Raw genomic sequence first — 22,416 nt, forward strand, 5'->3', positions numbered from 1 at the left:
TCGTCTACGACAAATCCGTGGCCGATCAGCCGAGGGAGTCGGTCAAGGTTCGAGCTGCCTGGGTGACCAGCTTGCCGTACTCGACTCGGAGCTCTTCCGGCATGCGGCTGGCCGGCATGGAGATGCTGAGGCTGGCCACCGGGCCGTCGGGGCCCAGGACGGCGGCGGCCACGGCGGCGATGTCGGAGCGCCATTCGCCCCGGTTGTCCGCGTAGCCACGCAGGTGGACCGCTTCCAGTTCGGCCCGGAGCCTGGCCGGGTCGGTGATCGTGGTCTCCGTGTACGAGGGCAGCTCGGCTAACGGGCGCCCCAGGTGAGCGAGCACGGCCTTGCCGTTGGCCGAGGCGTGCAGCGGCAGCCGAATCCCGAGCGGCAACACGATGCGCAGCGGCTTGTCGGTCTCCAGCCGCTCGATCAGGACCACCGCGTCGCCCTCCGGCACCATCAGGTGGATCGTCTCGCCGGTGCGCTGGCGCAGCTCCTCCATGACCGGCATCGCCGCGTCCCGCAGGCCGAGCTCGGCCCGGCGGCCGACCTGGAGCGCCTTGCTGGTGACCTGCCAGCGCGTGACCGTGCCCCCCGCGGGCCTGATCCACCCGGCTTCGTGCAGCGTCTTCAGCGAGCGCTGCACCGTGCTCTTGGGCAGTCGCAACTCGCGGGCCAGCTCGCCGACCCCGGCGGGCTGCCGGATGGCGACCTCTTCGAGCACTCGGAGGGCGTTGATCACGTTCTGCATGCATTGACTCCTCTGCGGACCGATTCTAATGTTAATGAACCGCACCACGGCACGCCGTGCCGTGTGATGGCACGGAGGAGTCGACGACAGTGGGCCGCCACTTCCTGCAGATCCCCGGTCCGACCAACGTTCCCGACCGGGTGCTGCGCGCCATCGCCCAGCCCACGATCGACCACCGCGGTCCGGCCTTCGCCCGGCTGGCGACCGAACTGCTCGAACGGCTGAAGGACGTCTTCCAGACCCGCCACCACGTGATCGTCTACCCGTCGTCGGGCACGGGGGCCTGGGAGGCGGCGCTGGTCAACACGCTGTCGCCGGGCGACAGGGTGCTGGCGTTCGAGACCGGGCACTTCTCCACGTTGTGGTGCGACATGGCCACCCGGCTCGGGCTGGTCGTCGACCTGGTCCCCGGCGACTGGCGGCACGGCGCCGACCCGGACGCGATCGCCGACCTCCTCACCGCCGGCCACGCCGCGGTCATGGTGGTGCACAACGAGACCTCGACCGGCGTACGCAGCCGGATCCCGGAGATCCGCGCGGCCATCGACCGGACCGGGCATCCGGCGCTGCTGCTGGTGGACACGATCTCGTCGCTGGGCTCGATGGTCTACCGCCACGACGAGTGGGGCGTGGACGTGACCGTCGGCTGCTCCCAGAAGGGCCTCATGCTGCCGCCCGGCATCGGCTTCAACGCGGTCAGCCCGAAGGCGCTGGCGCACCGGGGCCGGCTGCCCCGCTCGTACTGGGACTGGGAGCCGATCATCGCGGCCAACCGCCAGGGCTTCTTCCCGTACACACCCCCGACCAACCTCCTGTACGGCCTGCGCGCGGCGCTCGACCTGCTGGCCGAGGAGGGCCTGGCCGCGGTCTTCGCCCGGCACGACCGGCACGCCGAGGCGACGCGGCGGGCCGTACGGGCCTGGGGGCTCGAGGTGCTCTGCGCCGACGAGCGCGAACACTCCAGCTCGCTCACTGCGGTGCTGATGCCCGACGGGCACGACGCCGACGAGGTCAGGCGGCTCATCCTGGAGCGGTACGACATGTCCCTCGGCACCGGGCTCGGGCGGCTCGCGGGTCGTGTGTTCCGGATCGGGCACCTCGGTCATTTCAACGACCTGATGCTCGCGGGCACGCTGAGCGGGGTCGAGATGGGGCTGAGCGGGGCCGGGGTGCCGATCAAGGACGGCGGGGTACGTGCGGCGCTGGCGTACCTGGAGGAGGCCGGATGAGCCTGGCGCGGACGCTGTCACCGCTGATCGGCGGGGACGTGCGGGACGATCCGTACACCAGGCACCTGTACGCCTCCGACGCCAGCATGTACGCGATCGAGCCCCTCGCCGTCGCCTTCCCCCGGCATGCCGACGACGTCCAGGCACTGGTGGTGGCGTGCGGCGAGCTGGGCGTGCCGGTGCTGCCGCGCGGCGCGGGCACCAGCCTGGCCGGGCAGACGGTGGGGGCGGCGGTGATCGTCGACTTCTCCCGGCACATGAACCGGATCCTGGAGATCGACGGCAGATCCGCCAGGGTGCAGCCGGGCGTGGTGCAGGACCAGCTCAACCGGGCGGCCCGCAAGCACGGGCTGATGTTCGGGCCGGACACCTCGACCAGCAACAGGGCCACGATCGGCGGGATGATCGGCAACAACTCGGCGGGCAGCCACTCGGTGCTGTACGGGTCGACGGTCGACCACGTCGAGGCGCTGCGCGTGGTGCTCGCCGACGCCACCACGCCCGACCTGGCCACCGATTCCCGGCTGAACGCCGCGGTGGGCGACGTCCTGGGAGGGCTCGATCTGACGGGGTTCCCGCGGTTCTGGCGCCACTCGGGCGGCTACCGCCTCGACCTCGCCGCCCGCGGCCTGCCCGACCTCACGAAGCTGATCGTCGGCTCGGAAGGCACGCTGGCCGTCGTCACCGAGGCCACGGTCGCGCTGGTGGACCGGCCGCGGGCCAAGGCCATCGCCGTCGGCCACTTTACCTCCACCGCGGCCGCCGTCGCGGCCACCGCGGACGCGCTCTCCTTCGGCGCCGCCTCGGTCGAGCTCCTGGACAAGGCCATCCTCGACCTGTCCAAGCAGCGCGTCGACTACGCCGGGCTCGGCGACATCCTGGAGGGCGATCCCGAGGCGCTGCTGTTCGTCGAGTTCTTCGGCGACGGCCCGGCCGAGGTGGCCGACCGCGTGGACAAGCTCGCCGCCACCTGGAAGTCGAACGGCCACGGCTACCACACCCTCCGGGCCGTCACCGCGGAGCAGCAGGCGGCCGTGCTCAAGGTGCGCAAGGCCGGGCTCGGCCTGCTGATGGCCTCCAGTGTGGGCAGTCGCAGGCCGCTGGCGTTCGTGGAGGACACGGCGGTGCCGCCGGACCGGCTGCTGCCGTACGTCGAGGAGTTCGCGGAGATCCTCGACCGCCACGGCCTGCGCGCGGGGTTCTACGGGCACTGCTCGGTCGGCTGCCTGCACATCCGCCCGTTCGTGGACCTGCGTGTACCCGGCGAGATCAGCACGATGCGCGCGGTCGCCGAGGAGGTCGCCGAGCTGGCCGCCCGGCACGGCGGCGTGAACTCCAGCGAGCACGGCGACGGGCTGGCCAGGTCCGAGTTCAACCGGCGGTTGTTCGGTGACGAGATCTACGAGGCGATGCGGCAGGTCAAGCGGATCTTCGACCCGAGCGGCCTGCTGAACCCCGGCAAGATCGTCGACGCGCCGCCGATGACGGTGCACCTGCGCGATCCGGCGGCGCCCGAGCCGCGCCCACTGCGCACCACCCTGACATTCGCCGGAGGCATGCACGCAGCCGCCGACCGGTGCATGAACGTCGGCGTCTGCCGCAAGGACGACACGGGCGTCATGTGCCCCTCGTACATGGCCACCCGCGAGGAGGAGCACTCCACCCGCGGCCGGGCCAACGCCCTGGTCAAGGCGCTCTCTACGGACGATCCCCGGCAGGCGCTGGGAGACGAGCGGCTGCACGGGATCCTCGACCTGTGCCTGGAGTGCAAGGCGTGCCAGTCGGAGTGCCCGCTGGGGGTGGACATGGCGGCGCTGAAGAGCGAGTTCCTCCACCAGTATCAGGAGATGCACGGCGTACCGCTGCGCTCGCGCCTGTTCGGCGCGATCAGGACGCTCAACCGGCTCGGCTCGGCCACCGCGCCGCTGTCGAACTGGCTCGCCGGCGCCACCCGCGGCCCGCTCGGCCTGAGCCGGAAGCGACCCCTCCCCCGCTTCCGACGCGACAACCTCATCCGCTGGTACGCAGCCAGGCCGGAAAAGGCGGGCCGGGAGGTCATCCTGCTGGCCGACTCCTTCACCACCTACAGCGAGCCCGGCATCGGGCGGGCCGCCGTCGAGCTGCTGGAACGCGCGGGCTACCGGGTGAACCTGGCGTCCGAAGGCTGCTGCGGCCGCTCCAGCATCTCCAAGGGCCTCCTGGACCAGGCGCGCACGATGGCCGAGGCGATGGTCGGCAGGCTGAGCCGTTCGGACGCCCCGATCGTCGGCCTGGAGCCGTCCTGCCTGCTCACGCTCAAGGACGAGTACGCCGCCCTGCTCCCCGGCGACTCCCGGGTGGCGGCGGTGGCGGCCCGCGCCAGGCTCGTGCCCGAGCTGCTCACGGAGGCGATCGACGACGGCTCACTGGTGCTGGGCGACGCGTTGAGCGGGCGCAGGATCCTCCTGCACGGCCACTGCCACGAGAAAGCCGTCGTCGGCACCGCGGCCACGCGGGCGCTGCTGTCCAGGATCCCCGGAGCGGAGGTGGAAGAGCTCGACGCCGGCTGCTGCGGCATGGCCGGATCGTTCGGCTTCGAGGCCGAGCACTACGACCTGTCCATGAAGATCGGCGGTCTCCGGCTCTTCCCGGCGATCGCCGCATCCTCGCCCGACACCCTGCTGGCGGCCACGGGGGTCTCGTGCCGTCAGCAGATCGCCCACGGCGCGGGACGCGTTGCCCGCCATCCGGTCGAGCTCATCCATTGGGCCGCCGGCCTGCCATAAACGCTCGGGGGAGATCGGAGTTAGCAGTGTCCGCAGAGCTCCTGTCCATTCTCGCCCTCATCGCCATGTTCCTCGTCGCCACCGTCTTCCCGGTGAACCTGGGAGCGCTGGCCCTCGTCGGCGCCTTCCTCGTCGGTACGCTGGCCGCCGGCATGAGCACCGACGACATCCTGGGGGCGTTCCCCGGCAGCCTGTTCGTGATCCTCGTCGGGGTGACGCTCCTGTTCGCGATCGCGACCAACAACGGCACGGTCGACTGGCTCGTACGAGCTGCCGTGCACCTGGTCCGGGGGCGGATCGCCGCCATCCCGCCGGTCGTGTTCGCCATCTCGGCCCTGCTGACGGCCGTGGGCGCGCCTGCTCCGGCGGTGGCGGCGATCCTGGCGCCCATCGCGTTCGGCTTCGCGGCCGACTACCGGATCCACCCGATGCTGATCGGGCTCATGGTGGCGCACGGCACGCAGGCGGGCGCGTTCTCGCCGATCAGCGTGCTCGGCGGGATCGTGAACGGCGTGACGCGGGACGCGAACCTGCCCGGTGACAACCTGGTGTTGTTCCTGTCGAGCTTCGCGTTCAACACGGCCGCGGCGGCGATCGTCTTCTTCATCTTCGGCGGCCGTCAGCTGGTGAGCCGCGGCGCCATCACCCCGAGCCAGGAAGGCGCTCCCGAGGCGACCTCCACAGAGGGCTCGGGTTCGGCCGCGTCCGGAGGCACGGTCACCACCGCGGTCGCCCCCGACACCAAAGCCCCCGAGACCGGTGTCGACGGCGGCGGCCTGCGGCTCACCGCGCACCAGGCGCTGACGCTGACCGGCATCGTCGCGCTCTGCGTGGCCGTGCTGGCGTTCAAGCTCGACGTGGGCCTGACCGCCGTCAGCGTCGCCGTCGTGCTCTCGCTCACCTCCCCCAAGACCAACAAGGGCGCCGTGGAGAAGGTCGCCTGGCCGACCGTGCTGCTGATCTGCGGTGTCGTCACGTACGTGGGCGTGCTGCAGGAGATCGGCACCGTCGACTACGTCGGCTCCTCGGTGGCGGCGATCGGCATCCCGCTGCTGGTGGCGCTGCTCATCTGCTACGTGGGCGGCGTCGTGTCGGCCTTCGCCTCGACCGTGGGCATCCTGGGCGCCCTGGTGCCGCTGGCCGTGCCCCTGCTGAACCAGGGCACCCTGGGCCCGATCGCGATGATCGCGGCGCTGTCGGTGTCGTCGGCCATCGTGGACGTCAGCCCGTTCTCCACGACGGGGGCGCTGCTCGTGGCCAACGTCCGGGGCATGGACCGGGACGCGTTCTACCGCAGGTTGCTGGCGTACGGCGGAGTGATCGTCGTGGCCGGTCCCCTCGCGGCCTGGGCCGTCCTGGTGGCACCGGGCTGGCTCGGCTAGCACGAGGTGCGGGACCCGGCAGCGGCTGGGGACGGGCGGGTTCGCGCCTGCGGGGACGGTCAATCGTCGTAGATTCCCGGCCCGCACTACATCCGTAGTCGCACAGACGCTGTCATCACCGGTGGTAGACGTGCGGGGGTCTGGCAAGCTGGCTGGCATGGGATTCGGGATCCGGGAGTTCGAGCTGTCGTTGATGCACCGGATGCGGGACCTCAACGCGGAACAGGTGGAAGACGCGCTCAAGAACATGGGCGCGTCCTGGGCCGAACTGCGCGCCGCGCACACCCATTGGACGAGGATCGTGCATGCCAGCAGGGGGCGGGCCGGATTGCGGAGGGTGCTCGGCCCGCCGTCCTACCAGGGTGTGACGCCGATCGGGAGCCTGACCTGCGGCGTGCGCCGCTGGGCCCTGCCGGCCTGGCCGGGCCTGGAGTTCGAGGTCCTGGCCGGACCCGGTGGCGAGGTGTGGAACCAGTGGTTCGTCCGTCCCCGCGGCGATGCGGCAATGGCCTTCGCCGATCTGACGCCTTGGGGGTGCGTCGTCGGCGACGTCGTCACCAGTTTCCCAGGGGCCGCCCAATGTGAGGGTGGTGCCCCGCACCATTGGGCGGTCGACTTCGCCCACGACGGCACGGCCTACCGCGCCCGCTTCGTGTACGGCCTGTACCAGCGGCTCGACCGAGTTCCCGACGGCAGCGCCTGACGCCCGCCGCCAGTCAGCGCAGGCTCAGGCGCTGGGCCAGGCGGTCCAGGGAGAGGTTGATCAGGATGAAGATGGCCGCGATGAGGATCGCCGCCGGGATGACGTTCGAGAAGTTGGCCGCGATCCCGTTCAGGCCCCGGTCCACCAGCTCGTCGTAGCCCACGATGAGCCCCAGCGCCGAGTCCTTCAGCAGCACCACGAACTGGCTGACCAGGACCGGCGTCATGGCCCGCAGCGCCTGCGGCAGCAGGACGAGCCGCATCACCTGGCCCTTGCGCATGCCCATCGCGTACGCCGCCTCGCTCTGCCCCCTCGGCAGGCTCACCACCCCGGCCCGGACGATCTCCGCGATCACCGACCCGTTGTAGAGCGTGAGCCCGAAGACCACCGCCGAAAACGCCGAGATGTTCACCCCCAGGAGGGCGAACGAGCCGAAGAACGCGAAGAAGATCAGCAGAAGGAGGGGCACGGACCTGAAGAACTCCACCACCATGGCCGCGGGCACCCGGATCCACCGGTGGTCGGACATCCGGGCGGTCGCGAACACGAGCCCGAACAGCCCGGCCAGCACCACCCCGGCCACCGCCGCGGACAGGGTTCCCACCAGCCCTGGCAGGATGAACGTGGCCCAGACGTCGCCGCGCAGCAGCGGCGTCCACTTGCTCGCCGCCCACTGGTCCTTCTCGTCGAAGCGCACGTAGACCAGGTACGCCAGCGCCAGCAGCGCGGCCGCGACGGCCACCGCCAGCACCCGGTTGCGCCGGATCCCACGCGGCCCCGGCCGCTCGTAAAGGTTCGCGAAGCTCATCTCGTCACCACCAGGAAGATCGCGTAGCTCATCTGGTCACCGCCATCCGGCGTGACAACCAGCCGAACACCAGCCCCATCGGCAGGCACAGCAGCACGAACCCGGCGGCGAACCCCAGAAAGATCTCGATGACCTGGTCCCCGTACGTCTCGATCATCTCGCGCATCCGCACGGACGCCTCGCTCACGCCCACCACGAGCGCGATCGTGGTGTTCTTGGTCAGCGCGATCAGGATGCTGCCCAGCGGCGCCACCACGGCGCGGAAGGCCTGCGGCAGCGTGATCAGCCCGAGCGTCTTGACGAACCCGAGCCCCAGCGACCTGGCCGCCTCCGCCTGGCCGACCGGCACCGTGTTGAGCCCGGACCGCAGGGCCTCGCAGACGAACGCCGACGTGTAGGCCGTCAGCCCGATGGAGGCGAGCCAGAAGTTGTTGGTCGCGATGTCGTCGGAGAGCTCCACTCCCAGGTTCGCCCCGATGCCCAGGCCGGTGAACAGCAGCACCAGGGTGAGCGGCGTGTTGCGGGCCACGGCCACGTAGACGCTCGCGGCGCCGCGCAGGGTGGTCAGCGGGGCGACCCGCATGGCGGTCAGCAGCGTGCCCAGCACCAGGGAGCCGAGCGCGCTGACCGCCGTCAGGCGTACCGTCATCCAGAACGCGGCGAGGATGGTGTCGCGTTCGAGCAGCAACGCGTCCATGCGATCAGTACCGCTCCAGCTGCGGGGCCGCCGGGACGGGGAAGCCGGAGGCGCCGACGCTGCCCTCCAGCGCCTTCTTCCAGCTGCCGTCCGTGAACATCTTGGTCAGCGCGTCGTTGACCGCGTTACGCCCCGCCGTGTCATCCTTTTTCAGGCCGATGCCGTACTTCTCGGTGCTGAACGTCTTGCCGACCACCTTGAGCTTGCCCGCGTGCTGCGCGGCGTAGCCGGCCAGGATGACGTTGTCCGTGGTGATGGCGTCGAGCTGGCCGCCGAGCACTCGGTCCACGCACGCCGAGTACGTCCGCTCCTCCTGCAGCTGCACCTCCTTGGCGTACTCCGTCTTGACCTTCTGCGCCGGGGTCGAGCCGGCGACCGAGCACAACTTCTTGCCGTTCAGCGTCTCGGGCCCGGTCAGCGCCGCGTCGTCCGCCCTGACCAGCAGGTCCTGCCCGGCCACGAAGTACGGGCCGGCGAAGGACACCTTCTGCTTCCTGGCGTCGGTGATCGAGTACGTCGCCACCACCATGTCCACCTGACCCTGCTCGATGAACGCCTCCCGGTTCGCCGACACGGTCTCCTTGAACGTGATGTCCTTCGGCTCGACCCCGAGCGCCTTGGCCACGTACTTGGCGACCTCGATGTCGAACCCGGCGAAGGCGCCGTCGGGCGTGCGCAGGCCCAGCCCCGGCTGGTCGGCCTTCACGCCGATCACCAGCTTCTTGTCGTTCTTGGCCTTGTCCACGACGGAGGCGTAGCTCTCCTGGCCGCCGCCGCAGGCGGTGGCGGCCAACGCGATCACGGCGAACGTCGCATAGAGGGATCTGCCAAACATGCTGGCTCCTTAGTGGGTGAGGATCTTGGCGAGGAAGGACTGGGCGCGCTCGCTGCTCGGGGAGCCGAAGAAGGCGTCGGGGGCGTTCTGCTCGACGATCTCGCCGTCGGCCATGAACACGACCCGGTCGGCCGCCCGCCGGGCGAAGCCCATCTCGTGGGTGACGACGACCATGGTCATGCCGTCTCGGGCGAGCGAGGTCATGACCTCGAGCACCTCGTTGACCATCTCGGGGTCGAGCGCCGAGGTGGGCTCGTCGAAGAGGATCACCTTCGGCTCCATGGCCAGCGCGCGGGCGATGGCCACCCGCTGCTGCTGGCCGCCGGACAGCTGGGCGGGGAACTTGGCCGCCTGGCCGCCGATGCCCACCCGGTCGAGCAGCTCGCGGGCCTTGCGCACGGCGGCGTCCTTGGGCCTCTTCAGCACGTGGACCTGCCCGAGGACGACGTTGTCCAGGACGGTCTTGTGGGCGAAGAGGTTGAACGACTGGAAGACCATGCCCACCTCGGCGCGCAGCCGGGCGAGCTGGCGTCCCTCCGCCGGCAGCGGCGTGCCGTCCACGCTGATCGTGCCGGAGTCGATGCTCTCCAGCCGGTTGATCGCGCGGCACAGGGTCGACTTGCCCGCGCCGGAGGGGCCGATGATCACGACGACCTCGCCCTGCCGGACGTTCAGGTTGACGTCCCTGAGCACGTGGAGGTCGCCGTAGCGCTTGTTGACCTGGTCCAGGACGATCAGGTCCGCCTCGGACATACGTCACGCTCCTTGTCTCGGTCAGCGTTGGCGTAACCGTAGGAGCCGCATGTTTCCGGCTAAGGGCTTGTGATCGTTCTGCTCAGCGATTGGCGGGCCTGGTGCCCCCGCTGCTCAGCTACCGGTGGGTTTGGACTGGTTCGGCGTCGCCCCTGAGACGCCGATGGTGGCCATGAAGGCCCGGTCCCACTGCCCGTCGCGCAGGGAGCGGGCGATCAGCCCGTTGAGGTAGTCGCGGAAGGCCGTGTCCTGCTTGCGCACGCCCATCCCGTACGGCTCCCGCCCGAACGGCTTGCCCACCAGCCGCAGCGTGTCAGGATGCTGGGCCAGCAGGCCGAGCAGGATGGTGTCGTCGGTGCTGAGCGCGTCGACCCGTCCGGCCATGAGCGCGGGCACGCACACGCTGTAGGCGTCGACGATCTCCAGGTGGGCGCCGGGCACCTCGTCGCGCAGCCGATCGACGGAGGTGGAGCCCTTGGCCGTGCACACGCTCTTGCCGTCGAGGTCCGACGCCTCGCCGATGCTGGTGTCCCCGGACCTGACGAGGATGTCCTGGCCGGCGACGTAGTAGGGGTCGGTGAAGGCGACCAGCCGGCCGCGCGCCTCCGTGATCGAGTAGGTGGCGATGACCAGGTCCACGACCTGCTGGGCGAGGAAGTTCTCCCGCTCGCGCGACACGGTCTCGACGAAGCGGATGTTGCGCTCGCTGCCGGTCAGGTCCTTGGCGACCATCCGGGCCATCTCCGCGTCGAATCCGATGATCCGCCCGCTGTCCGGGTCCTTGTAACCGAACATCGGCTGGTCGAACTTGATGCCGACGGTGAGGACGCCGCGGTCCCTGATGCGCGCCATGGTCGAGCCCTCGGGGAACGGGTTGCCCTCGCCGCAGCCCGCGGCCAGGAGGCACATCAGCACGGCGAGCAGCGCCCTGAGCGTGGTCACCGCACGCGGTACCGGTGCTGGGGCCGCCCGGTCGGCCCGTACCTCGGCTGCCCCTCGACCTGGCCGCGCTCGGCGAGGTGCTCTAAGTAACGGCGGGCGGTGGCGCGGCTGATGCCGATCATCCCGGCCAGCTCGTGCGCCGACACGTCCTCCTCGACGGAGGCCAGCGCGTCGAGGACCGCCTGCTCGGTCGCCGGGGAGATGCTCTTCGGCCGGGCGCACTGGTCGAGGTGGAGCGAGCGGAAGACCCGGTCGATCTCCTGCTGCTCGGCGAAGCGGCCGCCCGCCGCGAGCTGCTCCACCGTGGCGGCGTACCGCAGCAGCGTCTGCTCCAGGGTGCCGGCCCTGGTCGGCTTGACGAGGTAGTAGAGCGCGCCGTGCTGCATGGCCGCGCGTACCGCCGCCGACTCGTGATGGCCGGAGATCACGATCACGTCGGCGGGCGGCTGATCGGAGCGGCGCAGCCGGTGCGCCACCTCCAGCCCGGGGAGGTCGGGCAGGTGCAGGTCCAGCAGGATCAGCCGGGGCGCGAACCGGCCCGCGGCGGCGAGCGCCGCCTGCCCGGTGTGCGCGATCCCCACCACCCTGAACCCGAGCACCCGGTTCACCTGCGCGTGCAGGGCCGCGGTGACGACCGGGTCGTCGTCCACGATGAGAACGGTGATGTCCCTGGCGTCAGGCATCGCCACGCTCCTCGTCCAACAGATATGGATCATTGCAGCTTAGGCAGCTCTTGTTAAATCAGATCGCCTTTTGCGCGTTCTGCTCACCACCATCCTCCCCCGCGCGTCCGTTTCCTCCTAGTCTGGACGGCGAGCGACGAAGGGGAGGACGGACGCCGGTGAGATGGCTGCTCGCGGTGACGGCCCTGTGGACGCTGCTCGGCCTGCTTCCCCTGGCGCTGCTGACCTCCTCCAGCATCTCCCTGTCGGAGCGGGCGGTGAGCGACGAGGTCGTCGACCGGGTCAAGACCACCGCCTCGGTCAGCCGGGTCGTGGTGGAGCAGCAGATGGGCTCGCTCAAGCAGCTCGTCAGCGCGTTCGCGCAGCAGCCCCGGGTGCGTGCGGCCATCGGGCACACCACCGCCGCCACGCTGCGCGGTTACCTCGGCGAGCTGAAGCGGATGCGCGACGACGGCGTGAGCGGGCTGATCCTGATCTCGCCGGAGGGCCGCATGCTGGGCGCGGAGCCGTCGAGCGCGCTGCCCCAGGACATCGCCAGCACCGACTGGTACCGCGCCGTGCGCGACCGGCGCGGGGCGCACGTCTCGCAGGCGTACACGCCCACGATGGACGGCGTGTCCAGGGCCGTCGCGGTGGCCGTGCCGATCCCGAGCGAGGACGGCGAGCGCATGATCGGCATCCTCACCGTGGTCTACAGCCTGGACGCCATCCAGACGTTCGCCAAGCAGGCCGCCGAGGCCCAGGACATCCGGCTGCTGATCACCGACCAGGCCGGCGTGCTCGTCGCCGACCCCGGCCGGACCCTGTACGCCCTCACCTCCCTGCGCGAGGACCCGCGGGTGGACGCGGCGCTCGCCGGGCGCAGCTGGAACGGCGAGTTCCTCGGCGTCGACGGAACGGTCCTGTCCGCGTCGGAGCCGATCCCGGGCATCGGCTGGACGGTCACCGCCGAGGTGTCCGCCGCCGTGGCGCTGGCCTCGGCCGAGCGGCTGCGTTCCAACGTGCTGACCGTCGCGGCGCTGCTGGCCCTGCTCATCCTCATCGGCCTGGGGCTGCAGATCCACACCACCCGCGGCCGCCGCCGCGCGCAGGCCACCCTGGCCAGGTACGCGGCCGAGCTGGCCGCCGCCAGGGACGAGGCGGTCAGCGCGTCCAGGGCGAAGTCCGAGTTCCTGGGCAAGATCAGCCACGAGATCCGCACCCCGATCAACGGCGTACTCGGCATGAACTCCCTGCTCATGGGCACCCGGCTGGACGACGAGCAGCGCCACTACGCCTCCACCGCCCAGGAGTCGGCCCAGAACGTGTTGCGCCTGATGGACGACTTCCTCGACCTGTCCAAGATCGAGGCGGGGCATCTGCAGGTGGAGGCGGCGCCGTTCGACCTGCCGCGGTTGTGCGACGAGGTGGTGGCGCCGTTCGCGCCGCAGGCGTACGAGCAGGGGCTCTGGCTCACGTTGCGGCTCGACGAGGACGTGCCGCGGCAGGTGGCGGGGGATCCCGCGCGGTTGCGCCAGGTGCTGACGAACGTGGTGGGCAACGCGCTGAAGTTCACCGTCCAGGGCGGCGTGGACCTGCACGTCACGCTCGACGAGGGCGAGCCGGGCGGGTCGCGGGCGGTGCTCAGGTTCGCGGTCGCCGACACCGGGATCGGGGTGGGCCCCGACGATCGGGAAGGGGTGTTCGGCGTGTTCCGGCAGGTCGACTCGGCCATCACGCGCAGGACCCGCGGCAGCGGCCTGGGCCTGGCGATCAGCAGGCAGCTCACCGAGCTCATGGGCGGGCAGATCGGGCTGGACAGCGTGGAGGGGGTGGGCAGCCGGTTCTGGGTGCGGCTGCCGGTGGACGTGCTGACCTGGTCGGAGCCCGGGGCCGAGGAGCTGGAGGGGCGGCGCGCGCTGGTCGCCGACCCGCGGCCCGAGGACCGGGCGCTGGCCGGGCGGTTCCTGGCGGACGCGGGTCTCGACGTGGAGCAGACCAGGGACGAGGAGTCCGCCCTGACGCTGCTGCGGGCCGCCGCCACCAGCGGCACGCCGTACGAGCTGGCCGTCGTCGCCCTCGACCTCGGCACGACGGCCACCGAGACCGAGGCGTCCGAGTCGTTGGCCCATACGATCCTGACCGATCCGCTGCTCCAGGCCACCAGCGTCATCGTGGTCGTCACGCCGGGGCGGGCCGGGTTCGCCTGGCCGGGCGGGGCGGACGAGCGCACCGTGCAGTCGATCACCCGGCCGCTCAGCCGCCGCCGCCTGCTCGCCGCCGTCCAGAACGCCCTGCGCACCGCGGAGTGCCCGGGCGAGCCGCGCAACGGGGCGGAGGCCGCGGGGCCCGACGGCGGAGCGCGCATCCTGGTGGCCGAGGACGACGAGGTGAGCCGGGAGGTGGCGATGCTCGTCCTGCGGCGGGCGGGGCACGAGGTCGAGGTGGTGGCCGACGGCGAGCAGGCCATGCGGGCCGTGCTGGCGGGCGGCTACGACCTGGTGTTCATGGACTGCCAGCTGCCCGTACTGGACGGCCTGACCGCGACCGCGGAGATCAGGAGGCGCGAGGACGCGCACACCCCGATCATCGCGATGACCGCGGCGGCGATGCCGGACGACCGGATCAGGTGCCTGGCGGCGGGCATGGACGATCACCTGGCCAAGCCGGTGGACTGGCCGCGCGTGCTCGCCAGGATCCCGGAGTGGGCCGCGTCCGCCGGACTCCCGCCCGAGCTGGCGGGCCTGTCGCCGGATGCGCTGGCGGACGTCGGGGCGGCCTACGTCGCGACCGCCATGCGCACGTTCGACGAGCTCAGGCAGGCGGCTCAGGCCGGGGACCTGCCGGAGGTGGCCGCGCTCGCGCACCGGCTCAAGGGCGGCTGCGCGACCGTCGGCGCCGCCCGCGAGGCCGCGCTGTGCCAGCGCGTCGAGGACCTGGCACGTACGGGCGCCATCGAGCAGGAGCCCCTCGACGAGCTGTACGAGCTGCTCCAGGAAACCCCGTCCTGGATGAACACTTCGTATTCCCGAAATTAACACCGGCGAAATTTGTCCCCGTTAATGTGCGTATGTCATTGATCATGCCTGTTTGGGGGCGCTCATGCCGGACCTCGGAGATCGGGTCCAGATCGACTGGACGTCGATCCGCGGGCTGGCCACGCTCTTCGACAAGATCGGCGACGACGTGGAGGCGCTACGGCGCTCGTCCACGTCGATGGGGACCACCTCCTCCCTGGTCGGCGACGACGAGGACGGCCGCGCGTTCGCCGAGTGGTACGAGGACGGCTACGACTCCCTGACCAAGGCCATGGCCCTCATCGCCGACAAGAACTTCGCGTGGGCGGCGAACCTGCGCGACTTCGACAAGTTGTGGGACTTCCTGGAGCAGCGGATCATCAACACGCTGCCGGTGATCCCGGACATCCCCGAGCCACCGATCCCGCAGGCTCCGCCGCGCCGGGAAGGCGCCTGATGATCGATCCGTTCCAGGCGCTCGCCTGGTTCGCCGGCGTACACGTGCCCGTGGCCGACGTGACCAACCTGCGGGCACGGGCCGAGCAGCTGCGCGCGTTCGCCGACGCCATCGGCACCCTGGCGCAACGGACCGGGACCGGCGTGGCCGGTGTTCGCGAGGCGAACGACAGCCGGGCCGTGGACCGCTTCGCGGACGTGTGGCCGTACGAGCTGGCCCCCCGCTACGCCGCGCTCCAGGAGGAGTTGCGGGAGCTGGCCGCCGGCTGCGACGAGTACGCCGACGCGGTGGAGCAGCACAGGGAGCAACTCCGGATCATCGGCACCCAGCTCGCCGCCATGGCGTTCACGATGATGTTCGGCTTCGTGTACCCGGCGGCCAGGATCGCGGCGGAGCGGGCGTTCAAGTGGCTGGTGGCCAGGGCCAAGCTGGAGCGCACCATCTTCCAGAAGATCACCCAGCTGATCCTCCGGCAGCGGATCGGCAAGTTCCGGGTGGGCAACTACCTGGTACGGGAGGGGCTCGACGCGCTGGCGGACTCCGTCCTGTGGACCGGGCTCAAGACCGGCGTGCACGCGGCCGGCTCCGCGGCCACCGGCCAGCCGATGGGCAACCTCTGGGAGTACGCGGGCAAGCACTTCGCCGCCGAGATAGCCTACAACGGCGGCATCAAGGCCCTGAGCGACGTACGCAGGTTCTTTCCCGCCACCCGGGTCACGGAGGCGCTGCTGGGCACGGGCCCGTCGGGCAAGTTCTTCCGGCGCACCCTGTCGGCCGCCACCGTCTACCCGCTCGTCGCCAGCGGGTCGCTGACCGACGAAGGCGCCCTGCGCTCGGCACTGGCGCACGCGCCCAGGGCGTTCATCTTCAAACGTTGAGTGAGGACCCGCGATGACGACACCGCGTTCCGGCGACCCGGAGATCGACCGTGCGCTGGCGGAGCTGGCGGCGCGCACGGCGGGATTCGAGGAGGTGAGCCGCGGGCTGGAGGAGATCAGGGGGCGCGGCGAGAGCGCAGGTGGCCAGGTCGCGGTCGAGCTCACGCCCACCGGTTCGCTGGCCGCGCTGCGCATCGATCCCCGGGCCATGCGGCTGGGCTCGCAGGACCTGGCCGAGGCGATCGTCGAGGCGTTCGGGCAGGCCGAGGAGGACGTGGCCGCCCAGTCCTTCGACCTCGCCCGGACCCTCTTCGAGCCCTGACCGCTCAGTCCTTGAGATCGATCACCTGGTCGCCGCCGCCCGGATAGACCATGACCAGGAGGTGCTGCGGAGTGAAGGCCTCCCAGTCGGGCTCGCGGTAGTGGACTCGCACGCGGTAGTGACCCTTGCCGCGGAAGGCGAGGTTCGGCAACTCGCCTGGGCCGTAGAACGGGTCCATCAGCACGAAGCCTCCCGTGGGGCTCTGGTATCCGACCTCGATCACCTTGTCCCAGCCCTTGACCTCGACCGGGGGCCGGCGCTTGTAGGTCTCCGTGGTGACGCAGACCTCGTAGTCGGAGTGGAAGTCGATCTCCATGTATCCCGGCGCGGTGCCCACCAGGTCACCGTGCAGCATGGTGCCTGGGCAGCCGCACCGCCGCCAGCACGCACAGCGCGGCCAGCGTGGGCGCGACGTCGGGGGTGAGGAGGAACCACATCTCGCGCCAGACCTGGAGGCACGCGCGGTCGACAGCCACGTCCACGCCGAAGGCCAGCGGTGCCGCGGCGTGAGCGGCCAGGAGGACGACGGCGAGCACCCGCGCCACCACCCGCCCGGCCCGCGGGCGCCCCAGCCTGGTGCCCAGCAAGTGCGCCGCGAAGGCGAGCACCACGGCCGGCGCGCCCCCGAACCACACCAGCGGCAGGTACTGGTTCACCATCCCGATGCGGTACCCCTCGAAGAGGTAGAGCGAATTACCGGGGCAGGAGCCGTAACCGAAGAAGCCGAAGCTGAAGGCCTCGTCTCGCAGCGAGAAGGCGTAAGCCGACCCGGCGGCGGCCAGGGCCAGTGCGGCGGCCCACCATAATCGCGATCTCCAAGACACGAGCCGCCAACTTACCGGGCTTCGCGGGCTTTTGTGATCACCTATGTCTATAGCGTCCCCATTCGCGGACCTCCCGACAGGCGATCACCTACTCCGGTAAAAGCGTACGTAGTCGAACTCGGCCTCGACCGCCGGCTGCGCCCCACCATGTGCCACCAGGCCGATGCGCGGCGACGTGTTCTTGCCGAACGTCCACACCCCGCCCCACGTCCACGTCCGCCCGTCGCGGCTGGACCCGGCGCGGAACTCGTGCTCCCCGCTGACCGGATCCACGTGGTGGGCGAGCCTGAGCCAGGTGGTCTTCGCCGGAGGGCCGACGATGTTCCCGCCATACGACAGGCGGGCCGCGAACGGCAACTCCCGGCCGTACTCGACCTGCCGGGTGTTCCAGATGGCCACCTGGCTGAGCCGGGCGAAGTCGTCGTCGGAGACGTAGGCGACCAGCCCCGCCTGCTGGTAGTTCCGTACGGTGTCCTCCCCCAGGTCGAGCGTCACCTTGGTCTCCGCGACGTAGTCGCCGGGCGGCGGGGTGCGCAGCAGCACGCTCGCGGTGTTGGCCTCCCCGACCAGGTCGGAGCCCTGCACCGGCCAGCGCAGCGCACCCCCGGACACGCGGGCGGCCGGGTCCTGGCGCACCCACTGCCACGCGCCGTCCGGGCGGTCGAACTCGTCGGCGTCGAGCAGCGCGCCCGGCCGGGGCACCGGCGCCGGGCGGGTGACGGGCTTGGCCAACGGGGTCGCGCTGACGTTGTCGAAGTCGGCCGCCCCCTCGGCGACCAGCCCGAACGCGCCGGACAGCGGAACCGGCGAGTCCAGCCGCATGCTCGCCTGCGGATCGCCGAGCCGGGCCGAGGTCACCTCGGCGTTGATCGTCCGGCCCTTGACGGTGACGGCCAGGTTCCGCCAGGTGGCGGCTCCTCCCGGCAGGGCAGCCGTGCGCCGCGCCCCGCCCGCCGTGACGGTCAGCCCGTCCCCGGACACCAGTACGGTCGCCGCGCCGATGCGCAACCCGGCCGCCTGCCCCGCAAACCGCAGATCGGTCTCGGCGCGAACGTCACCCCCGACGCCTTTCCTGGACTCCAGCGTGGCCCGGGCACCCGCATGCCGGACAAATCCGTCCTGTACCGTCCAGCCGTCCGTGTCTCGCCAGCCCGAGAGGCCACCGGAGAAAGGCTCGTTCACGAACCCGCGCGTGACCGGCTTTTCGTCAGACCGCTCCGACGGCCCGGCGCCCGCTCGCACGACCGGCCACCCGTCGATCCAGTCGAGCCGGTCGAGCAGCATGGGTCGTTCGTTGATGCCGTACGGATCGTCCAGGAAGGGGTCGGCCCGGTCGATCGCGTGGTACAGCATCCAGTCCTGCCCGGCCAGGTCGGTGAGCTGGGCGTGGTGGCCGGTGCCGATCCACTTGTTGCCGTTCTGGTCGAGGACCGGGGTGCCGCCCGCCCGGGACGCGAGCAGGGGCACTCCCTCGCGGTCGGTGAACGGCCCGCGCGGGCTGGTGGCGCGTCCGGCCAGCACCGAGTAGCCGGTGGTGGGGCCCGCGCAGCAATTCGCCGAGGAGGCCAGCAGGTAGTAGAAGCCGTCGTGACGTACGACGTACGAGCCCTCGAACTTGTTGTCGATGGCCACCTGGGTCGGCTGCCCGACGGTCCCCAGCCCGTCCGGCGACAACTCCGTCACCCACAATCCACCGAAAAATCCGCCGAAGTAGAGATATTTCCGGCCGTCGATATCGGTGAACTGCGCCGGGTCGATCGTGTTCCAGTACGAGTCCCCGGACGGGCGCGGCGGCACCAGCGGCGCGGACTGATGCGTCCACGGGCCGGTCGGCGTGGGCGCGGTGGCCGCGCCGATCGAGAAGTCCCACGGGTGCGGGGTCGCCGTGGTGTTGGTGACCGTGAAGTACATGACGTAGCGGCCGTCGAGGTAGCGGACGTCGGGCGCCCAGAGCAGGCTGCTCGGATCAGCGTACGGCGGCAGGTTGTCCGCGCCGAACGCGTCGCCTGCATATGTCCAGGTGACCAGGTCGCTGGAGCGCGCGATGGGCAGGCGGTGATGTTCGCCCTCGCCTTCGCGCAGCGGGTCGGAGGTGCCGTAGGAGTACCAGTAGCCGTCGAGCCCCCGGATCACGGCTGGGTCGGCGAAGGTGTCGGCGAACCCTTGCGACACCGGATTGCCGTACGAGGGACTCGTGAACAGCGACATGACCAGCGAGGCGACCACTGCGATGCGCATTTATCAGCCTTTCAGCCCACTGCGGGAGATGCCTTCGATGACGTAGCGCTGCGTCAGCGCGAACAGGATCAGCACCGGAACACCGGCCAGCACCGCGCCCGCCATGATCACCGGATAGTCGATCGTGTAGGCCCCCTGGAGGATGGACAGCCCGGGCGGGAGCGTGAAGTACTCCGGGCTGAAGATCACGAAGATCGGCCAGATGAACTCGTTCCAGTTGGACAGGAAGCTCAGCACCGCGAGCGTGGCCAGCGCGGGCTTCGACAGCGGCAACGTGACCCGCAGGAAGATGTGCCAGTGGTTGGCCCCCTCGATCAGCGCGGCCTCGTCCAGTTCGCGGGGCAGACCGAGGAAGAACTGCCGCAGGAAGAACACCCCGAACGCGCCCGCCGCGCCAGGCACGATCAGCGCGGTCAGGCTGTCGAGCCAGCCCAGCTGGTCGATGATCAGGAACTGCGGGATGAGGAAGACGAATCCCGGCACCAGCAGCGTGCCCACGATGACGGCGAACATCAGCCGCTTGCCCCGGAACTCCAGCCTGGCCAGCGCGTACGCGGCCAGCGACGAGACCACCAGCACGAGCACCATGTGCCCGGTGGCGGCGATCAGGCTGTTGGCGAACCAGCGCAACACCGGCGTCTGCGTCGTGCCCTCGAAAAGGGTGCCGTAGGCGGTGGTCGCCGGCTCGGCCGGGAACAACGTGGGCGGCACCCGGGTCGCCTCCGACTTGCTCTTCAGCGACGTGCCCAGCGCCCACAACAACGGCGCCACGAAGACCACGGCCAGCGCGAGCAGCAGCGTGTAACGCTTCACGAGCGCCCCCTGAACAACCGGAAGTTGACCACGCTGACCAGGATCAGGACGAGCGTGAGCACGTAGCTCATCGCCGCGGCGCTGCCCATCTTGTACTGGGCCAGGCCCTGATCGAGGATGTAGAAGATCGCGGTCCTGGTCTCGTCGCCCGGCGCGCCCTGGGTCAGCAGATACGACTGGCCGAACATGTTGGCCGAGGCCAGGATGGTCGTCGTCACCACGAACAACGCCACAGGCCGCAACCCGGGCAACGTCACGTAGCGGAACTCATCCCATTTGCCCGCGCCGTCCACCTTGGCCGCGTCGTACAACTCGCGCGGGATGTCCTGCAGGCCCGCGAGGTAGATCACGCCGTTGAAGCCGATGGTCCACCAGACGGTGACGCCGACCAGCGCCACCCACGCCCAGGGCACGGCCGTCGTCCAGGCGATGTCGGTGCCGAGCAGCGAGTCGATGAGGCCGAGGTTCGGGTCGAGCAGCAGCCGCCACATCAGGGAGACCACGGCGACGCCCAGCACGTACGGGGCGAAGAACAGCCCGCGGAAGAACGTCCTACCCCGGAAGGGCCGGTTGAGCAGCAGCGCCATCCCCAGCGGCAGCACCACCAGGAACGGCACGCTGAACAGCGTGAAGATCCCGGTGGCCCGCATCGACATCCAGAAGTCGGCGTAGACGGCCGACTCCCGGTCGAACAGCGCGGTGTAGTTGTCCAGCCCCACGAACGGCCTGCCTTCGAGCAGGTAGTCCCAGTCGTGCAGGCTCATCCAGAGCCCGAAGATCGCCGGCGCCAGCACGAACACGCAGAACAACACCAGGTACGGGGCCAGGAACAGGTACGGCGTGGCCCGCCCCGACCGTGGGACCGCGGTCGCCCGGGTGGTGGCGGCGGCCTTCGCGGTGAGCGTGACCATCAGGCGCCGTACTTCTTCCGGTTCTGCTCCAGGACCTTGTCCGCCTTGGCGGCCGCCTCGGTGAGCGCGTCCTTGGGGCTCTTCTTGAGCAGGATGGCCGCGTTGACGGCCTGGTCGACCACGGCCGAGGCGTCGCCGATCCCCGCCACGGACGGCAGGAAGTACAGGTGGTCGATCTGGGAGCCGATCGCCGCCTGCTCCTTCAGCGCCTGGAACTCCGCGCCGTCCCGGATGCTCTTGCGCGCGGGCACCTGTCCCGCCTTGGCCCATTCGATCGAGTGGCCGCTGATCCAGTTGATGAATACCTTGGCCGCGGTCAGCTTGTTCTGGTCGGGCTTGCGCTGCTTGAACACCACGAACTGGTGCGAGCCCGCCCACGCCGCCGGCTGCGAGCCGATCTGCGGCAACGGCGCCACGCCCCACTCCAGGTCCTTGACCTCGCGCAGGGTGTTGATGGACCAGATGCCGTTCCAGTTGAAGGCGGCCTTGCCGTTCTGCAGGGCGATGAAGTCGGCGTCCTGGCCCACGTTCTTGGGGCTGTAGCCCTTGTTGACCAGATCGACCAGCCAGGACAGCGCCTGTACGCCGGGGTCCTCGGCGAAGCGGGACACGCTGGCGTCGCCGGCGAACAACTGCCCGCCGTGCTGGTAGAGCAGGCTGCCGAACTGCATGCTCCCGGTGAACGGGAACGGCGTCGCCCAGTGACCCTGCACGCCGGCCTTCTTCAGGGTTTCGAGCGCGGCCAGATATTCCTCGCCGGTCTTGGGCGGGTTGTCCGGGTCGAGCCCCGCCTTGGTCAGGACGGTCTTGTTGTAGAACATGCCGAGCGGGTGCACGTCGAGCGGGATGGAGTACCGCGCGCCCTTGTAGACGCCGGCCTGCCAGACCGGCGGGGAGAAGTCGGCCTCGGTCAGGCCGAGCGACTTGGCCACGTCGTCGAGCGGCAGCACCACCTGGCGGGCCGCGTTCGTGGCCACGCTGTCGACGTGCATGATGCCGAGGTCGGGCCCCTTACCTGCGGAGACCGCCGCCGGGACCTTCGCGTAGTAGTCGGCCCACTGGTAGACGTTCATCGTGATCTTGATGTTCGGGTGCGCGCCGTTGAACTGCTCGACCAGCTTCTTCATGAACGGGCCGTCGCCGCCGGTGAAGCCGTTCCAGAAGGCGAGGGAGACCGCGGGCCCCGTGTATTCGGTGGGCGCCGCCGTGGCCTGTGCGCCGGTCTGCTGGGCCGCCTGTCTCGGGCCGCCGCCCCCGCCGCATCCGGTGAGGACCAGGGCGCCGAGGCCGAGTCCGAGTGCGCGTCGCCGGGTGAGGTTGTCCAGGGACATGTGAATCACTCCTGCCCATGTCATGTTGCCCCGTTCTACATCGTTGGTTCTAACGTTGTAAATATGGCTGGCGAAGTTCGTTACAGCGTTGTAAACCGGAAGCTGTAGGGTCT

Annotated in this window: 21 protein-coding genes; 8 read left to right on the forward strand and 13 right to left on the reverse strand. The window is 70.4% G+C overall.

Annotated features, from left to right (window positions below; all coding sequences use genetic code 11):
• Positions 1-25: 25 nt before the first annotated feature.
• Positions 26-736, reverse strand: a complete 711-nt coding sequence (locus ACFLIM_RS14120; protein WP_393165253.1) for an IclR family transcriptional regulator — start codon at positions 734-736, stop codon at positions 26-28.
• An 89-nt stretch (positions 737-825) separates the two neighbouring features.
• Between ACFLIM_RS14120 and ACFLIM_RS14125 the strand changes: the two genes are divergently transcribed.
• The 4 genes from ACFLIM_RS14125 to ACFLIM_RS14140 all read left to right on the forward strand — a co-directional run bounded on the left by ACFLIM_RS14125 (position 826) and on the right by ACFLIM_RS14140 (position 6,815).
• On the forward strand, positions 826-1,965 hold the full coding sequence (locus ACFLIM_RS14125; protein WP_393165255.1) for a pyridoxal-phosphate-dependent aminotransferase family protein: 1,140 nt from the start codon (positions 826-828) through the stop codon (positions 1,963-1,965).
• On the forward strand, positions 1,962-4,730 hold the full coding sequence (locus ACFLIM_RS14130; protein WP_393165257.1) for an FAD-binding and (Fe-S)-binding domain-containing protein: 2,769 nt from the start codon (positions 1,962-1,964) through the stop codon (positions 4,728-4,730). Before ACFLIM_RS14125 ends, ACFLIM_RS14130 begins: the two co-directional genes overlap by 4 nt.
• A 26-nt stretch (positions 4,731-4,756) precedes the next feature.
• On the forward strand, positions 4,757-6,112 hold the full coding sequence (locus tag ACFLIM_RS14135) for an SLC13 family permease (RefSeq protein WP_393165259.1): 1,356 nt from the start codon (positions 4,757-4,759) through the stop codon (positions 6,110-6,112).
• A gap of 157 nt (positions 6,113-6,269) precedes the next feature.
• Positions 6,270-6,815, forward strand: coding sequence for a hypothetical protein (locus ACFLIM_RS14140; protein ID WP_393165261.1), 546 nt, complete (start codon positions 6,270-6,272; stop codon positions 6,813-6,815).
• 13 nt (positions 6,816-6,828) lie between these two features.
• Here the strand turns inward: ACFLIM_RS14140 and ACFLIM_RS14145 are convergent, their stop codons facing one another.
• From ACFLIM_RS14145 to ACFLIM_RS14170, 6 genes are all read right to left on the reverse strand, one after another.
• Positions 6,829-7,623: an amino acid ABC transporter permease gene (locus ACFLIM_RS14145; RefSeq protein ID WP_393165263.1), complete on the reverse strand. Its 795-nt coding sequence runs from the start codon at positions 7,621-7,623 to the stop codon at positions 6,829-6,831.
• Positions 7,624-7,651: 28 nt separating this feature from the next.
• Positions 7,652-8,320 (reverse strand): amino acid ABC transporter permease, encoded by a 669-nt coding sequence (locus ACFLIM_RS14150; RefSeq protein ID WP_393165265.1) that lies wholly within the window; start codon positions 8,318-8,320, stop codon positions 7,652-7,654.
• A 4-nt stretch (positions 8,321-8,324) separates the two neighbouring features.
• Positions 8,325-9,155 carry a glutamate ABC transporter substrate-binding protein gene (locus tag ACFLIM_RS14155; protein WP_393165267.1) on the reverse strand — a complete coding sequence of 277 codons (831 nt, stop codon included), beginning with the start codon at positions 9,153-9,155 and terminating at the stop codon, positions 8,325-8,327.
• 9 nt (positions 9,156-9,164) lie between these two features.
• Complete coding sequence (locus ACFLIM_RS14160; RefSeq protein WP_393165268.1) at positions 9,165-9,908, reverse strand: amino acid ABC transporter ATP-binding protein; 744 nt, start codon at positions 9,906-9,908, stop codon at positions 9,165-9,167.
• 114 nt (positions 9,909-10,022) lie between these two features.
• The gene (locus ACFLIM_RS14165) at positions 10,023-10,850 is read right to left on the reverse strand and encodes a glutamate ABC transporter substrate-binding protein (protein WP_393165270.1); all 828 of its coding nucleotides are present in this window, start codon (positions 10,848-10,850) and stop codon (positions 10,023-10,025) included.
• Positions 10,847-11,533 carry a response regulator gene (locus ACFLIM_RS14170; RefSeq protein ID WP_393165272.1) on the reverse strand — a complete coding sequence of 229 codons (687 nt, stop codon included), beginning with the start codon at positions 11,531-11,533 and terminating at the stop codon, positions 10,847-10,849. Before ACFLIM_RS14170 ends, ACFLIM_RS14165 begins: the two co-directional genes overlap by 4 nt.
• Positions 11,534-11,691: 158 nt before the next feature.
• On the opposite strand from ACFLIM_RS14170, the gene ACFLIM_RS14175 reads away from it, so the two are divergent.
• The 4 genes from ACFLIM_RS14175 to ACFLIM_RS14190 all read left to right on the forward strand — a co-directional run bounded on the left by ACFLIM_RS14175 (position 11,692) and on the right by ACFLIM_RS14190 (position 16,186).
• Entirely contained in the window at positions 11,692-14,550 is a 2,859-nt protein-coding gene (locus ACFLIM_RS14175) for a hybrid sensor histidine kinase/response regulator (RefSeq protein ID WP_393165274.1), read from the forward strand.
• Between the two features lie 64 nt (positions 14,551-14,614).
• A complete protein-coding gene (locus tag ACFLIM_RS14180) occupies positions 14,615-14,986 on the forward strand; it encodes a hypothetical protein (protein WP_393165275.1) in 372 nt (123 codons plus the stop codon).
• Entirely contained in the window at positions 14,986-15,864 is an 879-nt protein-coding gene (locus tag ACFLIM_RS14185; protein WP_393165277.1) for a WXG100-like domain-containing protein, read from the forward strand. The genes ACFLIM_RS14180 and ACFLIM_RS14185 overlap by 1 nt, the downstream gene beginning before the upstream one ends.
• A 13-nt stretch (positions 15,865-15,877) precedes the next feature.
• A complete protein-coding gene (locus ACFLIM_RS14190; RefSeq protein WP_393165278.1) occupies positions 15,878-16,186 on the forward strand; it encodes a YbaB/EbfC family nucleoid-associated protein in 309 nt (102 codons plus the stop codon).
• 4 nt (positions 16,187-16,190) lie between these two features.
• On the opposite strand, the gene ACFLIM_RS14195 is transcribed toward ACFLIM_RS14190, so the two are convergent.
• From ACFLIM_RS14195 to ACFLIM_RS14220, 6 genes are all read right to left on the reverse strand, one after another.
• A complete protein-coding gene (locus ACFLIM_RS14195; RefSeq protein ID WP_393165280.1) occupies positions 16,191-16,541 on the reverse strand; it encodes a hypothetical protein in 351 nt (116 codons plus the stop codon).
• Positions 16,528-17,010, reverse strand: coding sequence for a hypothetical protein (locus ACFLIM_RS14200; protein ID WP_393165281.1), 483 nt, complete (start codon positions 17,008-17,010; stop codon positions 16,528-16,530). The genes ACFLIM_RS14195 and ACFLIM_RS14200 overlap by 14 nt, the downstream gene beginning before the upstream one ends.
• Positions 17,011-17,094: 84 nt before the next feature.
• Positions 17,095-19,248: a family 43 glycosylhydrolase gene (locus ACFLIM_RS14205; RefSeq protein ID WP_393165283.1), complete on the reverse strand. Its 2,154-nt coding sequence runs from the start codon at positions 19,246-19,248 to the stop codon at positions 17,095-17,097.
• Between the two features lie 3 nt (positions 19,249-19,251).
• The gene (locus ACFLIM_RS14210; RefSeq protein WP_393165284.1) at positions 19,252-20,061 is read right to left on the reverse strand and encodes a carbohydrate ABC transporter permease; all 810 of its coding nucleotides are present in this window, start codon (positions 20,059-20,061) and stop codon (positions 19,252-19,254) included.
• Entirely contained in the window at positions 20,058-20,972 is a 915-nt protein-coding gene (locus ACFLIM_RS14215; RefSeq protein WP_393165286.1) for a carbohydrate ABC transporter permease, read from the reverse strand. The genes ACFLIM_RS14210 and ACFLIM_RS14215 overlap by 4 nt, the downstream gene beginning before the upstream one ends.
• Positions 20,972-22,303 (reverse strand): ABC transporter substrate-binding protein, encoded by a 1,332-nt coding sequence (locus ACFLIM_RS14220; RefSeq protein ID WP_393165288.1) that lies wholly within the window; start codon positions 22,301-22,303, stop codon positions 20,972-20,974. The genes ACFLIM_RS14215 and ACFLIM_RS14220 overlap by 1 nt, the downstream gene beginning before the upstream one ends.
• Between the last annotated feature and the right edge of the window lie 113 nt (positions 22,304-22,416).

It is taken from the genome of Nonomuraea marmarensis (assembly GCF_043197025.1).
Taxonomy (GTDB): domain Bacteria; phylum Actinomycetota; class Actinomycetes; order Streptosporangiales; family Streptosporangiaceae; genus Nonomuraea; species Nonomuraea marmarensis.